Source organism: Plantactinospora mayteni (genome assembly GCF_016862935.1).
GTDB lineage: Bacteria > Actinomycetota > Actinomycetes > Mycobacteriales > Micromonosporaceae > Plantactinospora > Plantactinospora mayteni.
The window spans coordinates 367,493-382,735 of record NZ_BONX01000004.1 but is presented as its reverse complement, the minus strand read 5'-3'; the positions used below and the strand labels follow the sequence as shown (position 1 = coordinate 382,735).

At 74.1% G+C, this 15,243-nt stretch carries 6 protein-coding genes; all 6 read left to right on the top strand.

Annotated elements, in window-relative coordinates:
* The first annotated feature begins 74 nt into the window (after positions 1 to 74).
* The 6 genes from Pma05_RS05080 to Pma05_RS05055 all read left to right on the top strand — a co-directional run bounded on the left by Pma05_RS05080 (position 75) and on the right by Pma05_RS05055 (position 15,238).
* Positions 75 to 2,459: a lantibiotic dehydratase gene (locus Pma05_RS05080; RefSeq protein WP_203856088.1), complete on the top strand. Its 2,385-nt coding sequence runs from the start codon at positions 75 to 77 to the stop codon at positions 2,457 to 2,459.
* A gap of 99 nt (positions 2,460 to 2,558) precedes the next feature.
* Positions 2,559 to 7,877 carry a type I polyketide synthase gene (locus Pma05_RS05075; protein ID WP_203856087.1) on the top strand — a complete coding sequence of 1,773 codons (5,319 nt, stop codon included), beginning with the start codon at positions 2,559 to 2,561 and terminating at the stop codon, positions 7,875 to 7,877.
* Entirely contained in the window at positions 7,874 to 11,002 is a 3,129-nt protein-coding gene (locus Pma05_RS05070) for a non-ribosomal peptide synthetase (protein WP_203856086.1), read from the top strand. Before Pma05_RS05075 ends, Pma05_RS05070 begins: the two co-directional genes overlap by 4 nt.
* Complete coding sequence (locus Pma05_RS05065) at positions 10,999 to 11,766, top strand: thioesterase II family protein (RefSeq protein WP_203856085.1); 768 nt, start codon at positions 10,999 to 11,001, stop codon at positions 11,764 to 11,766. The genes Pma05_RS05070 and Pma05_RS05065 overlap by 4 nt, the downstream gene beginning before the upstream one ends.
* Positions 11,763 to 14,879, top strand: a complete 3,117-nt coding sequence (locus Pma05_RS05060) for a non-ribosomal peptide synthetase (RefSeq protein WP_203856084.1) — start codon at positions 11,763 to 11,765, stop codon at positions 14,877 to 14,879. Before Pma05_RS05065 ends, Pma05_RS05060 begins: the two co-directional genes overlap by 4 nt.
* Entirely contained in the window at positions 14,876 to 15,238 is a 363-nt protein-coding gene (locus Pma05_RS05055; RefSeq protein ID WP_203856083.1) for an acyl carrier protein, read from the top strand. The genes Pma05_RS05060 and Pma05_RS05055 overlap by 4 nt, the downstream gene beginning before the upstream one ends.
* The last annotated feature ends 5 nt before the right edge of the window (positions 15,239 to 15,243 follow it).

Here is a 15,243-nt window from a genome sequence, read left to right as displayed (position 1 = left end):
GAAGCGCCGAGCCTCCGCCGCCAGTACGGAAAGCCGTTGGTGGTCCGCGCCGACATGCCCAAGGGAGGCCGAGCATGCGCCATCAGGTGGCCGCCGAGACGCACCGGCGACCCGTGACGGCCGCGTCAGCCAGCGGGTACGACGAGGCGCGGCTGTTCGTCGACGGTGAGCGCGGCTGGTCGCTGTGGCGGCTCGCGGCGCTCCGGTCAGCCGGTCTGCCGTTCTCCCAACTCGCGGCGTTGGTCGCCGAGCGGGAGCTGGCGATGCCGCCCGGCGCCGACCGGGACGACGCGCTGCGCCGGGCCGCCCGGCGCGGCTTCGACGAACTGCTCGCCGACCGTCGGCTGCGCGCCGCCCTGACCTGGCAGAACCCGGAGGCGCTGCGTACCTGGGCGGCCGACTACGCCGCCGCCCGGGAGCGCGTGGCCGAGGGTGAGCCGCGGCCGGCGCTGCACCGGCTCGGCCAACGGCAGGCCGTCATCGCCCGATACGCCCAGCGGTACGCGGCCAAGAACGACACGGTCGGCTTCTTCGGCCCCGTCGGGTGGGCCCGCCTCGGCGACGGTCCGACGAGCCTGCGCGGTACCGGCGACCTGCGCCGCCATGACGTCCGCTACGAGGTGTGGGCGATCCAGGCGGTGGCGCGGGCCTGGGCCGCCGATCCACTGGTCTGGCCGCATCTCCCGGTGCGCCTCAACCCGACGTGTACGGTCGTGGACACCGCGGTACACCGGCCGCACCGCTCCGATGTCGCGCTCAAGCCGGCCGAGCGGCGGGTCGTCGCGCTCCTCGACGGCACCGCCGACGGTCCGTGGACGGTCGATCGGCTGGCCACCGACAGCGGGCTGGCCGCGCCGGAGGTGGCGGCGGTCCTGCACCGGTTGCGGGACGAGTCGGTCGTCCAGCTCGGGTTCCGCGTCCCGATCTGCGGCGAGCCCGACCAGCAGCTCGCCCGCCAGGTAGCCGCGATACCCGACCCGGCGATCCGGCACCGGCTCACCGAGCGGCTCACCGCGCTCGCTGCGGCGCGCACGGTGGCGACCGAGGACGTCACCGATCCGGAGCGGGTACTGCGGCACCTGGACGCGATCGACGCCGCGCTCACCGCCGCTGCGGGACACCCCGTTCGGCCCGGTCCGGATCTCACGCCGGGCGGGCGCACCCCGGTGTACCTCGACTGCCGCGAGGACCGCGACGCCGTCATCGGCACCGACGCGCTGACCGACCTGGCGGCGCCGCTGGCGATCCTGCTCGACAGCGCTCGCTGGCTCGCCGGCCAGGTGGGCGAGGGGGCCGCCACCCGGCTGGCCGAGCGGTACCGGCGGCTGGCCGCGCGGCGCGACCGCGTGACCCTGGCCGAGCTGCAACTGGCGGCTGCCGACGTGCTGAGCCCGGAGGCCGGCTGGCTCGCCGAGGTCGTCGACGACTTCCAACTGCGGTGGGCGCAGATTCTGCCCGGCGACGGGGCGGCGGAGCCGGGCACGGTGCCGGTGGCCGAGGCGCGCCGGCTCGCCGACGCGCTGTTCCCGGCTACCGGGCGGGTGTGGGCGGCGGGCCGGGTGCACAGCCCCGACCTGCTGCTGCGCCGAGACCGCGACGGTGGGTTGCGCTGGGTCCTCGGTGAGCTGCACGTCGCCCTCAACACCCTGGAGAGCCGATTCTTCCTCGGCCAGGCCGACGACCCGGCCGAGCTGATCGCGGCGACCCGGTCGGCGGTGGCCGAGGGCCGGGTCGTGCCGGTCTACCCCCGCTCGGCCACCGCGGTCAGCTCGCGGTCCTATCCGCCGCTGGCGCTCGATCCGCCGGGTCACTACCGCTACTGGTCGTACGGTGCCAACGACGGGCACCCCAGCGGGGCGGCCAGCACCCCGGCGGCTGCGCTCGTCGTCACGGAACACGCCGGTGAGCTGGTGGCGACGTGCCGGAAGGCCGGCTGGGCGGCGCCGGTACTGGAGTGCTTCGGGGAGTTCCTCAGCGCCCAGGTGGTGAACCTGTTCCAGGTGCGCCCGCCCCGGCCGTACGCGCCACGGGTCGACCTCGGCGCGGTGACGATCTGCCGCCGAACCTGGCGGTTCCACCCGGCCGAATGCGGCGTCCTGCCGCCGCACAGCCGGGACCCCGCCCAGGATCGGCTGCGGGGCTGGGCCGCGGCCCGGGGCCTGCCGCGGCACGTGTTCGCCTGGGTTCCCGGCGAGCCGAAGCCGTTCTACGTCGACTTCGCCGCTCCGGTGCTGGTGGAGAACCTCCGCAAGGCGCTGCACCGGGCTGCGGGCCAGGGTGGGACGGCCGGCGAGGTCACGGTGGTGGAGATGATGCCCGGCCCGGACGAGCTGTGGCTGCGGCTGCCCGACGGTACGGCGTACACCAGCGAACTCCGGCTCGTGGCGGTCGATCCGGTGGCGGGCCCGGCGCCGTCGTGGCGACTGGACGGCGGGCTCGCCGGCAGCGTGCCCGGATGACCGGTTCGACCACGCCACCGTGCGGAGTACTCGCCCGGTACCTGGCCGGGGGCACCGCGACGGAGCCGGCCGCCAGGAACGCAGAAAGGAGCGCCGCCGGTGCCCGAACGACACCGTGACGATGTGCCGCACGACGACCCGCATCCGGACGACCTGGTCGCGATCATCGGTCTGGCCGCCCGGCTGCCCGGTGCCCGGGACGCGGCCGGGTACTGGTCGAACCTTGCCACGGGCCGGGAGTCCGTCACCTTCCCCAGCGACGACGAACTGCGCGCCGTCGGGGTGTCGGCCGCCGCGCTCGCCGATCCGCAGTACGTGAAAGCCGTCGCCGAGCCACCGGACCTGGAACTGTTCGACGCCGAGTTCTTCCGCTTCAGCCCTCGCGACGCCACCGTCCTGGACCCGCAGATCCGGATGTTCCTCGAGACGAGCCACACCGCCATCGAGAACGCCGGCTACGACCCGGCACGTATCGACGGCAGCGTCGGCGTCTACGGCGCGGCCGGGGCCACCGCCTACCTCGACGCCCACGTGGGGCGGCGGTACGACCGGGTGATCCCGACCAGCAGCATGGCCGACGGTGTGCTCAGCATGCCGGACTACCTGGCCACCCACGTGGCGTACCGGTTCGGGTTCCGCGGCCCGGCGATGACGGTCTCCACCGCCTGTTCCAGTTCGGCGCTGGCGACCCACCTCGCGTGCCAGGCGTTGCGCACCGGGGAATGCGACGTGGCGATCGCCGGCGGCAGCGACCTGGAGGCGCCGGTGCACCACGGCTACCGGTGGGATTCCGGCGGACCGTTCTCGCCAGACGGGCACTGTCGCCCGTTCGACCAGGCCGCCGCCGGCACCATCTTCGGCAGCGGCGCCGCCGCCGTGGTGCTGAAGCGGCTCGGCGACGCGGTCGCCGACGGCGACCATGTCTGGGCGGTGATCCGGGGTTCGGCGGTCAACAACGACGGTGCGGTGAAGGCGGGTTTCGCCGCACCCGGCATCCCCGGGCAGGCCGCCGTGGTCACCGAGGCGATGCGGGTCGCGGCGACCGACCCGGTCGACGTCTCCTACCTGGAAGCCCACGCCACCGGCACCCCGGTCGGCGACCCGATCGAGGTGGCGGCGCTGGCGAAGGCGTACCGGTCGCTCGGCACCTCACCCCACGGGATCGTGCTGTCGTCGGTGAAAGGCAACATCGGCCACCTCGGGCACGCCGCCGGCATCGCGTCCCTGGTCAAGGTCGCGCTGTGCCTGGCACACGAGCGGCGGGCCGGTACCGCCAACTTCACCGACCCGAACCCGCGGCTGCGGCTCGCCGACACCCCGTTCGTCATCCGGGCGGCGGCGACACCATGGCCGCGGGTGGCGGGTCGCCCCCGGGTCGCCGGTCTGAGCTCCCTCGGGATCGGCGGCACGAACGTGCACCTCGTCGTCGCCGAAGGACCGGCGCCGGTCCGTACCCTGGCACCGGACCGGCCGCAGGTGATCGTCTGGTCCGGAAGTGGCGACGGCGCGGTCCGCGACTACGAACCGCAGCTCGCCGACCACCTGCGTCGGCACGGCGACGCGGCGTTCGCCGACACGGTCGCCACTCTCCAGGACGGCCGCACCGCTCATCCGGTGCGGAGCGCGGCCGTGGTCGCCGACGCCACCGACGCCGTCGCGGCGCTGGACACCGGCCGGCTCGTCCGGGGGCACAGCAGGCAGGAGCCGCGGCAGGTGGCCTTCCTGTTCCCCGGCCAGGCCGCGCAGCGGACCCGGATGGCGATCGGCCTGTACGACGCGGACCCGGTGTTCACCGCCACCATGGAGAGCTGCCTGGAGTTGTTCGCGCGCGTGGGCGTCGACCTGCGTGACGTGTGGCGGGAGGCGGGCGACGACGAGCTGGCCGACACCGCGATCGCGCAGCCGCTGATCTTCGCCGTGGAGTACGCCCTCGCCGCCATGTGGCGGTCGTGGGGCATCCACCCGGACGTCGTCCTGGGACACAGCGTGGGCGAGTTGACCGCTGCGGCCGTCGCCGGAGTGTGCGACCTGCCGGCCGCGACCCGGCTGGTGGCGGCCCGGGCCGCCGCGATGGCCGCGATGCCACCCGGCGGGATGCTCGCGGTGGCCGCCGGCCCTGCCGAGGTGTCGCTGCCGGAGGGTGTGGTCGTCGCGGTGGTCAACGGTGCCCGGCAGACCGTCCTCGCCGGTGACCCGGACCAGCTGCGTGCCGTGGCCGACGAGTTGCGGGCGGTCGGCATCAGATCCCGGCCGTTGCGTACCTCGCACGCGTTCCACAGCCCGGCCATGGCGCCCGCGGTGGACCGGTTCGCAGTCGCGTTCGACAACGTGACGCTCGCCGAACCGGTGGTACCGATGATCTCGGCCGCGACCGGCGAGCCGGTCGGCGCGCAAGCCCGGGATCCGCTGTTCTGGGCCGGCCAGGTCCGTCAGCCGGTGCGGTTCGACCGGGCGCTCGACCACCTCGCCGCGACACCGGGCTGGACGCTGCTGGAGGTCGGGCCCGGCGACACCCTCGTCACCTCGGCCCGCCAACACCAGCAGCTCGGCGCCGCGGACCTGCTCACGGTCGCGACCCTGCCCGTCGGCCCGGCCGGGACCGACGACCCGACTGCCGACCACCGCTCCGCGCTCGCCGCGGCGGCCACGCTGTGGACGCAGGGTCACCCGGTGGAATGGTCCGCCGTCCGTGGGAACGTGCCGGTGCGCCGCCTGCCGCTGCCGACCTACCGGTACCAACGCACCCGGCACTGGATCGACCACCAGCCGGAACCTGCGGCACCGCAGGCCGTTGAACCGGCGGCACCGCAGGTCACCCCGCTGAGCAGGCTGACCTGGGTGGAACGGCCGCGCATCGGTACCGGTGGCGATGGTCGCGGGGTGTCGGCGTTGGCGCTGCTGCCCGCCGACGAGACGGTGGGCCGGCCGGCGGTACTGGCGTTGCAGCAGGCCGGATACCGCGTCACGATCGCCCGGACCGGCAACGGGTACGCCGAGACCGGTGGCGAGTTCCAGGTCCGGCCGGACCAGTTCGGCGACCTCGACCTGGTCCTGGCGGCGATGGCTGCCCACGCCGCGTCGCCCCGCCTCCTGGTACACGGTCTGGGACTCGCCGAGCCGCCACCGCTGGTACCCGACCGCGCCGACGACGGGCTGGCGGAGTCCTTCCACAGCCTCACCGCACTGGTGCAGCGGGGCGTGCGCCACCGCACCGTCACCGGAGTGCTGGTCCTCACCACCCGGTCGGTCGACGTCACCGGTGTCGAGGCGCTCGATCCGATGAAAGCCACGCTGCACGGCGCGATCCGCACTCTCGCTCGGGAGTCGCCCGGGCTGACCTGCCGGCTGATCGACGTCGCCACCCCGTTCGCCGACGAAGACCTGGCCGCCGAGATCGTCTCCGGTTCGGCAGAACCCGTCGTCGCGTTGCGCGGGCCGACCCGCTGGGAACGGGTGGAGCAGCCGTACCAGCCGTCCGTGCCGGCCGCCGCGCTGCGCCGGCGGGGCGTCTACCTGCTCACCGGCGGGCTGGGCGGTCTGGGGCTCGCGGTGGCCCGGGAGATGGCCGCCACCGGACTCGCACCACACCTCGTGCTGGCCGGGCGGCGTGGCCTGCCGCACGCTGGCGACCCCGGCGCCGAAGTGGTGCGGGCGGCGATCGCCGAGTGCGAACGGCTGGGCGCGACCGTTCGAGTCGAACGGTGCGACATCGCCGACCTGCGGGCGACGCGCCGGCTGTTCGACACTGTCCGGGCCCAGCACGGCCCGGTACAGGGGATCGTCCACCTCGCGGGAGTCGCCGGTGACGGGATGCTGCTGGTGCGGAACCGCGCCGACGCCGACGCGGTGCTGCGGCCCAAGGTGGCCGGCACGCTCGTGCTGGCGGAGGTGCTCCGCGGCCATCCGCCGGTCGACTTCGTCGTTACGTTCTCCAGCCGCGCGGCGCTGGGCGGTCTGATCGGCAGCGGCGACTACGCCGCCGGCAACGCGTTCGCAGACGCGCTGTCCCGCCTGCTGTCCCGCACCGGTGTGCCCGCGCTGAGCGTCAACTGGCCGGCATGGCACACCGCCGGAATGGCGGCCCGGCCACCGGTACCCGTGACCGGCACGGACTGGACGACGGAGGTGTCCCAGGACTCGCCGGTCGTCGACGAACACCGCATCGGCAAGCGTGCGGTCATGCCGGGCACCGGGTTCCTCGACCTTGTGCTCCGCGGCTTCGGTGCACTCACCGCCTCGGAGGAGGCGGCCGGGGTCGTCCTCACCGACGTGACGTTCGAGCGCCCGATGGTGGTGACGCGTCCGCGCCGGGTCACCGTCGCCTTCCAGCCCGGCGATGCCGCCTGGCAGTTCACGGTGCACTCCACCGAACTGCCCGACGGCGCCGCCGTACGGCACGCCACCGGCGCGGTCGCCGTGCTCACCGGGGCCACGCCGCGGCCACCGGAACGGTTGACGGCGCTGCGGGACCGGCTGAGCAAGCCGGCCCCGGAAGACGTCGACACCACCGGCGTGGTCACCTTCGGACCGCGGTGGGACAACGTCGTACGTACGACGGCGGACCCGGAGCGCGACGGGGAGTTGCTGGTCGAGTTGGCGCTCGCCGAGCCGTTCCACGACGACGTCGCCGACTTCGCGGTGCACCCGGCGCTGTTGGACAACGCGACCGCCGTGGTCACGGCCTTCGACCCGGGCAGCTCGTACCTGCCCTTCTGCTACCAGCGCTGCGAGATCTTCCGGCGTTTCCCGGCCGCGATCGTCAGCCACGTGCGGCACCGTCCCGGCACGTCCGGACTGATCCGCGCCGACGTCGACATCTACGGCACGGACGGGGAGCCGCTCGCGCACCTCGAGGGGTTCACGATGCGGCAGGTGGACTCCGCCGAGTTCGCCGTCGATCCAGCAGTGGGACTCCGGCCACCGGCCGTCGACGGCATCGACCCGGCGGTGGGGGGCCGGCTGCTGCTGTCGCTGCTCGGCGGACGCCACCCGTACCAGGTGGCGGTACGCCCGTACGAGGCCGGACGTCCGGTCGCGATTCCCGGTACGCCACCGCCGTCCACCCCGGTGCCGGTGGCACCTGCCCTGCGGCACCACGCGATGCCGCTACCCGCCGTGCCGCTACCCGCCGTGCCGCCGTCCCCGGTCGACACCCCGGTCTCGCCCGGATCTGTCCCGAGCGGAGCGGAGCCGGTGCGAGGGAGGCTGGCCGCGCTCTGGACCGACGTGCTCGGGGTGCCGTCGCCGGCCGTCGACGACGACTTCTTCGAACGGGGTGGCAACTCGCTCACCGCGGTCGAGCTGATGTCGCGGGTCAAGGCGGAGTTCGGCGTCCAGTTGAGCGTCATCACGCTGTTCGACCACCCCACGTTGGCGGCGTTCGCGGACGCCCTGATCGCGGAGGGGCCGCTGACATGACGCTCGCCGTGCCATCGGAGGTCCTCGCCACCCGCAAGGAGCACGCGCAGTGGATGCTGCACCGGCTGACGCCGGGCCGTGGGATCTGCAACGTCGGTGCGGGGTTGCGGCTCGACCGGCGGCTGCGGTGGGGACCGCTGCAAGCTGCCCTCGACCACATCGTGTGGCGACACCCCGGGCTGCGGGCCACCCTGCACGCCAGTGGCTCGGCCCTGTACAAGCGCTTCCTGCCGGCGACCGACCTCATGGTCCCGATGCGCACCGCCGCCGGCACCGACGACGGACTGGCGGCCCAGATCACCGAGCTGATGGCCGAACCGTTCGACATCGAGGGCGGGCTGCTGCTGCGTGCCCACCACCTCGTGCTGCCCACCGGCGACGTCGTCTGCCTGGTGCTGCACCACATCGTCGCCGACGGGGTGACCGCCGTCGTCGTGCTGCGGGAACTGACGCAGCTCTACGACGCCTTCGCCGCCGACCGGGACCCGCCACCGCATCTTGCCGGGCCGGCACCGGTGCACCTCGAAGCGCCTCCCCAACACTCCACCGTGGACTACTGGTGCGCGCACCTGCGCGGCGTCGACCCGGACACCTTCGCGCTGCCCGGCGCGCGGCCGGTGCCGGTGCGGCCGACGTTCGCCGGTGACCGGGTCGAGCGGCAGATGTCCGAGCGGGCCCGCGCGGCCCTCACCCGACTGCGCGGCCACACCCGCAGCACCGACAACATCGTCCTGCTCGCCGCGTACTATCTGCTGCTCGTCAAGCACGGAGCGGGCCCGGACCTCGTGGTCGGGGTGCTCGCCAACGGACGGCGTGGCGCCGCCGCCGAAGTCGTCGTCGGGTACCACGCCAACACCCTGCCGATCCGGGTCACGGTGGACCTTGCCGCCGGCTTCACCACCCTCGTCCGGCACACCCGCGACGCGTTCCTGCTCGGTCTGGAACACGGCGACGCGTCGTTCGAGGCGATCCAGCCGGCCCTGCCGGTGCGGTCGGCGGACTGGCGGGTGCCACTGTTCCGGCACACGTTCAACAACCTGCCCACCGGCACCGGCGACCAGACGATGGCGGGCGCACCGGTGCGCGGCATCGACGCGTACACCGCGGTGAGCCGGGTCGACCTGGAACTGCTCGCCTCGTTCCAGGCGGACAGGCTCACCGTCGACTTCCGCTACAGCACCGAGGTCCACGACCGCGGGCTCGCGACGACCCTGCTGGCTCGGCTGGAGCGGTTGCTGATCGCCCTGGACGAGTCGCTGGACGAGACCGGCGCCTGCCGGCCGGTCGGATCGGTCGACTGCGACGCCGACGGGGAGCGGGAACGCGCGGCATCCCGGGGGCCCGCGCGTACCTGGCCGGCCGCCACCCTCGGCACCCTGATCCGCGAGCAGGCGGCGGAGACACCGCAGGCGGTCGCGATCGACGACTGGACCTACGACGACCTGTGTCGCGGGGCCCTGGCGGTCGCCGCGGACCTGTCGGCGCACGGGGTCGGCCGCGGCGACGTCGTCGGCCTGTACGGCGAACGCGGCAAGCAGCTCGCGGCCGGCGCGCTGGGATGCTGGGCGGTCGGCGCCGCGTACCTGCCGCTGGAGCCGGAGCACCCGGCGCAGCGGATCGACTTCCAACTGGCCGACTCCGGCGTGCGGGTGGTGCTGGCCGACCGGCCGCTGCCGGCGGGCCGCGACCACGACCGGGCCGTCGTCGACCTGCCGGCGGCACCCCGCCCCGGGCTGGCGAGCACCCTGTCGGCGTCGTCGACGACCGGCGACGATCCCGCGTACGTCAGCTACACGTCCGGCTCCACCGGCCGCCCCAAGGGGGTGGTGGTGTCGCACGCCAACCTCGCCAACGTGGTGCACCACTTCCGCGAGCAGTTGGCGGTGACCACGGCCGACCGCGTGCTGTGGAGCACCACCTTCTCGTTCGACATCTCCGCGCTGGAGTTGTTCCTGCCGCTGGTGACCGGCGCCGAGGTGGTGGTCGCGGCCGATCGGGTCCGCGCCGATCCCGGGGCTCTGCTCGACCTGGTCGTAGACCGTGACGTCACCGTGCTACAGGCCACGCCGACGCTGTGGCGCCACCTCGCGCCCGTGCTGGGGCAGCGGTTGCGGGGCCGGCGGGTGCTCAGCGGCGGTGAGCCGCTCACCCCGACGCTCGCCGAACAGCTGCTCGCGGCCGGGTGCCGGCTGTACCACGTGTACGGGCCGACGGAGACGACGATCTGGTCGACGGCGACGGAGCTGACCTCCCCGGTGCCGGAGCCGGTACCGATCGGTGCCCTGATCTCCAACACCACCGGGTACGTCACCGACTCCACCGGCGCGGACGTGCCCGTCGGGGTGCCGGGTGAGTTGCGGATCGGCGGTACCGGGGTGGCGCTCGGCTACCGGGGCGACCCGCCGTTGACCGCCGAGCGGTTCGTCACCGACCCGCGGCACGGGCGGCTGTACCGCACCGGTGACCGGGTGCGGCAGCGCCCCGACGGGATCCTGGAGTATCTCGGCCGCGCCGACCGGCAGCTCAAGGTGCGTGGTCACCGGGTCGAACCAGGCGAGGTCGAATCGGTGTTGGAACGGCATCCCGAGGTGCGGGCCGCCGCCGTGATCGCCGAACCCGACCCGGCGGGACACCAGCGGCTGGTCGCGGCGATCGTGTCGACCGACCCCACCGCCAGCGGTTCCGCCGATCAGCCGTTGACCGTCCGGCTGCACGACCACCTTGCGGCCCGGTTGCCGGCGGCGATGGTGCCGAGCCGGTTCGTGCTGCTGCCCGACCTGCCGCTCACCGGCAACGGCAAGGTCGACTACCGAGCGGTCGCGGCGGCCGTGGCGCGGGCCGGTGCCGCCGCGCCCGAGGCGCCGATGCCGGACGACCCGACCGAGCGGCTGCTCGTCGAGGTGTGGCGGGAGGTCCTGGACGACCCGCGGCTGACGGTGGAGTCCAACTTCTTCCTCAGCGGCGGCCATTCCCTCCTGGCGATGCGGCTCGCCGAGCGGCTCGGCGCCACGCTCGGCCACCCGGTCGATTTCGAGCTGATCTTCGAGGCGCCGACCCCGGCACTGCTGGCGGCGCGGCTGGCTGGCCGTACGCCGCCGTCCGCGACCGGGAAGGAGGAGGCGTGACCGACGCCCGGGACTGGTTCCTGCCGGTGGCCGACGACACCGGCCTGCGGGTCTTCGCGTTCCCGCACGCCGGGGCGGGCTGCGCGCAGCTCGCCCCGTTCGGCCGCGCCGCCGCCGCACAGGGGATGTCCGTGTGGGCGGCGAACCTGCCGGGCCGCCAGGCGCGGCTCGACGAGCCGGCCCGTACTCGCTTCGAGGACCTGGCCGAGGAACTCGTCGACGAGATCACCGGACGGCTCGACCAGCCGTACGTACTGCTCGGCTACTGCGGCGGCGCACTGCTCGCCTACGGACTGGCCCGGATGCTACGGGCCCGGTCGGCGACGCTGCCGCTCCGGCTGGTGGTGGTCTCCTACGAGGCGCCGGACATCGCCAGGCGGCCGAGGCGGATCGCCCACCTGCCGGCCGACCTGCTCTGGACGGAACTGGTCGAGTCCGGGGGCGTACCGGCGAGCCTCGGGCGCAACCCCCGGCTACAGAAGGTCGCCGAGCCGGCCGTACGGGCCGATTTCACCTGGCTCGCCGGCTACCGGCACCAGCCCGACCTGCCCCTGCCGATCCCGGTGACCGTGTCCTTCGGCCGCGCCGACGGCAGTCCGCGCGGCGCGTTCCTCGGCTGGCGCCGCCACACCAGCCACCCGCTCGACGTCCGGCTGGTCGACGGCGGCCACTGGCTCCTCGACGACGCCTGCGACGCGCTGGCGGCGCAGGTCGCCGCCGCGGTGTCGGGGGACCTGCCGGCGGCGCCCCGGGCGGTCCGGTGACCGCCGCCCCCGACAGCGCGCCGCCGCCCCTCGACGGCGTCGCGTTGGACCCCGGGACCGAAGCACTGTGGCTGCTGCACCAACTGGTCCCGGACCGGGCGGTGTCCAACGTGGCGCTGGCCATCGAGTTCGACCGCCCGCCCCGCTGGTGGCCGCTGCGGGAAGCCCTGAACTGGTTGGTGCGGCGGCACGCGAGCCTGCGTACGTCGTTTTCGGCCGTTGACGGGGTGCCGGTGCGACGACCCACCGACGCCGACGTACCGCTCGAACTCGATGTGTACGGCAGCACACCCGAGACGGTCGAGGCGGACCTGCGGGCGTACGCCGCCGCCCCGTTCACCCTGGACGAGCCCCCGCTGCTCCGGGTCGGCCTGTTCGCCGTCGGTCCCCACCGGCAGATCGTCTGCCTGGTCGCCCACCACATCGTGATCGACGCGGCGAGCCTGCGGGTGCTCGTCGACGAGTTGGGGCAGGCGTACGAGGCGATCGCCGCCGACGGTGAACCGCCCACCCTGCCGCCACCGATCGAGCTGCCACCGGCGACGGTGCCACCGCAGGCGTTGCGGTTCTGGCGGGACCACGTCGCCGGCCACGACTCGGCGGGAATGCGCCTGGAGGGTGCACAGGACCCGGTCGGCCCACCCACCTTCGCCGGCCATCTCGTGGAACGGCCGATGGCCGACGAGGCGGTACAGGCCCTGGCGACGCTGCGTCGCCGATGCCACACGACCGACGCGATCGTGCTGCTGTCCGCCTACTACGCCACCCTGCGCGGGCATGGCGCGGCGGACGACGCGCTGGTCGGGGTCATGATGGACACCCGTGCCGGAAGTACCGCCGCCGGGGGTGGCGCGGTCGGCTACCACGTCGCGACGCTTCCGTTGCGGGTGACGCTCGCCGCCGCGATGCCGTTCGAGACGTTGGTGGCCCGGGTGACCCGGCTGATGGTCGACCCCATCGAGCACGGGCCGGTGCCGTTCGAGGTACTCGCCCGGGGCCACGTCGGCACGGCCGGCGCCGATCCGAGTTGGTGGCGCAACCGGCTGGTCCGCTGCCTGTTCAACTTCCGCCCGGGAGCGCCGGATCCGGAGCCGGTCGGTGCCGGGTCGCGCATCCGGGACGTGTCGACCGGGCTCAGCCGCTTCGACCTGGAGCTTACGGTGGCCCGGATCGGCGCGCAGACCGTCGCGTATCTCCTGGCCAGCACCGAGGCGTACGACCCGAGCCTCGCGCGGACGTTCCTGGAGCGGCTCGACGTGGTGCTGACACAGGCCGCAGCCGACCCGACGAGGCCGCTGGGCGACTTCGACCTGCGTACCGCCGCGGACCGCCGGCTGGTCGCCGACGCCAACCGCACGGCCGTGGCGTGGCCGGAACCGGGCACGGTGCTCGGCATGGTGGACGCGGTGGCTCGCCGGCACCCTGCCGCGACGGCCGTCGTCGAGGGCGGCAGGCCGGTGACGTACGCCCAGCTCCTCCGGGCCGGCGCCGCGACCGCCGGCAAGTTGGCCGACCTCGGTGCCGGGCCAGGGTCGGTTGTCGCGATCGCCGCGCCGCGCGGTGCCCCGGTGGCGGCTGCCGCGCTCGGGGTCTGGGCGGCCGGCGCGGCGTACCTGCCACTGGATCCCGACCATCCGCCCGCCCGGCTCGTCGAGCAGCTCACCGACGCGGACTGCCGCGTCGTGATCGGCGACCCGCCGGAAGGCTGCGCCGCCGGTCGCACCGTGCTACCGGTACCGGCGTTCGGGAAACTCACCTCACTCGACCGGCTACCCACGTTCTCCGGGTTGGACCCGGAAGCCCCGGCGTACCTCATCTACACGTCGGGCTCGACCGGTCGACCGAAGGGCGTGGTGCTGACCCATCGGAACCTCGCCAACGTTGTCCGGCACTTCGCCACCGAGCTGGACATGGACAGCACCACCAGCATGATGTGGCTCACCACGTTCGCGTTCGACATCTCCGCGCTGGAGTTGTTCCTGCCGCTGTCGGTGGGCGGCCGGGTCGTGGTCGCCGCGGACGAGCTGCGGGCCAGCCCCGACGCGCTGGTCGAACTGATCGACGACGCGGACGTGTCCGCCGTGCAGGCCACGCCGACGACGTGGCGGCTCGCCGCACCCGCCGCGAAGGGGCGACTCGTCGGCCGTACCGTCCTGTGCGGCGGTGAGCCGCTGTCCGCCCCGCTCGCCGAACAGTTGCACGCGACCGGTGCCCGGGTGCTCAACGTGTACGGGCCGACGGAGACCACGATCTGGTCCACTGCGGCCGAACTCAGCCCCGCCGGGCCGGTGACCATCGGGACCCCGATCAGCAACACCCGGGTGGCGGTGCTGGACCCCCGCGGCCGGCCCCGTCCGGTGGGGCTGGCCGGCGAGCTGTACATCGGCGGCGACGGCGTTGCCGTGCGATACCACAACCAGCCGGACCTGACCGGGGAACGGTTCCGCGACACCGAGGCCGTGGGGCGTGGCTACCGGACCGGTGACGTGGCTCGCTGGCGACCGGACGGCCAGCTGGAACTGCTCGGCCGGGAGGACCGCCAGGTCAAGCTACGTGCCCACCGTATCGAGCTGGGTGAGGTGGAGAGCGTTCTGGAGGACCATCCCGAGGTCCGCGCGGCCAGCGTCGCGCTGCGCGGCGACCCGAGCGCCGACGGCCGGCTCGTCGCGTTCGTCGCGGCCACCGAGCGGCCCGGACTGACCGCCGACATCTGGTCGTACGCCGCCCGCCGGCTGCCCGCCTACAGCATGCCCGCCCAGGTCGTCGTACTGCCGGAACTGCCGTCCACCGACAACGGCAAGACCGACCACCGGGCGCTCGCCGGGCGTGACCTACCGGTCGACGGGGCGCCGGTGCCCGCCGACGGGGACCGGGAACCGGCCGACACGACCGAGGCGGTACTCGTGGAGTTGTGGCGGTCGGTGCTGTCCCGCCCGGCGGTGGGGCCGCTCGACAACCTGTTCCTCAACGGCGGCAACTCGCTCGTCGCAGTGCGCCTGGCGACCGCTGTCACCAGCCGGCTCGGCGTACCGGTGACGATGGCGATGGTGTTCCGGGCCCCGACTCCGGCCGCGCTCGCCGCGCTGATCCAGACCGGCGGGACCGGCCGATGACAGCAGCGGTGGATCCGGACCTGCCGGACCTGGACGCGACCGCCTGGGAGACCGTGCTCGCCATGGTGATCCTGGAGGTCAGCGGGCTTCGGATGCCCGCCGACGCCAGCTTCTTCGAGGCCGGTCTCACCTCCGCGACGCTGGTCGGCGTCTTCGAGCGGCTCGCCGGCCGACTCCCGCCGGGCCTGCCGGTGACGGTGTTCTTCAAGTACCCGACCCGCCGGTCGCTCGCCCGGCACCTCGCCGGGCAGGCGGCGCTGCCGGCGACGACCCTGCCGACGGCAGCGGGGCGGACCCACCGCTCCGCCGTGCAGGACCGGCGGGACCTCAGGTCCCGGCTCCGAGAGCGGAAAGGATGACAGTG

Bases quoted from the DNA above. Each gene is read 5' to 3' on its own strand.
- Pma05_RS05080 (WP_203856088.1), top strand. From the start codon at position 75: ATGCGCCATCAGGTGGCCGCCGAGACGCACCGGCGACCCGTGACGGCC.
- Pma05_RS05070 (WP_203856086.1), top strand. From the start codon at position 7,874: ATGACGCTCGCCGTGCCATCGGAGGTCCTCGCCACCCGCAAGGAGCAC.
- Pma05_RS05055 (WP_203856083.1), top strand. From the start codon at position 14,876: ATGACAGCAGCGGTGGATCCGGACCTGCCGGACCTGGACGCGACCGCC.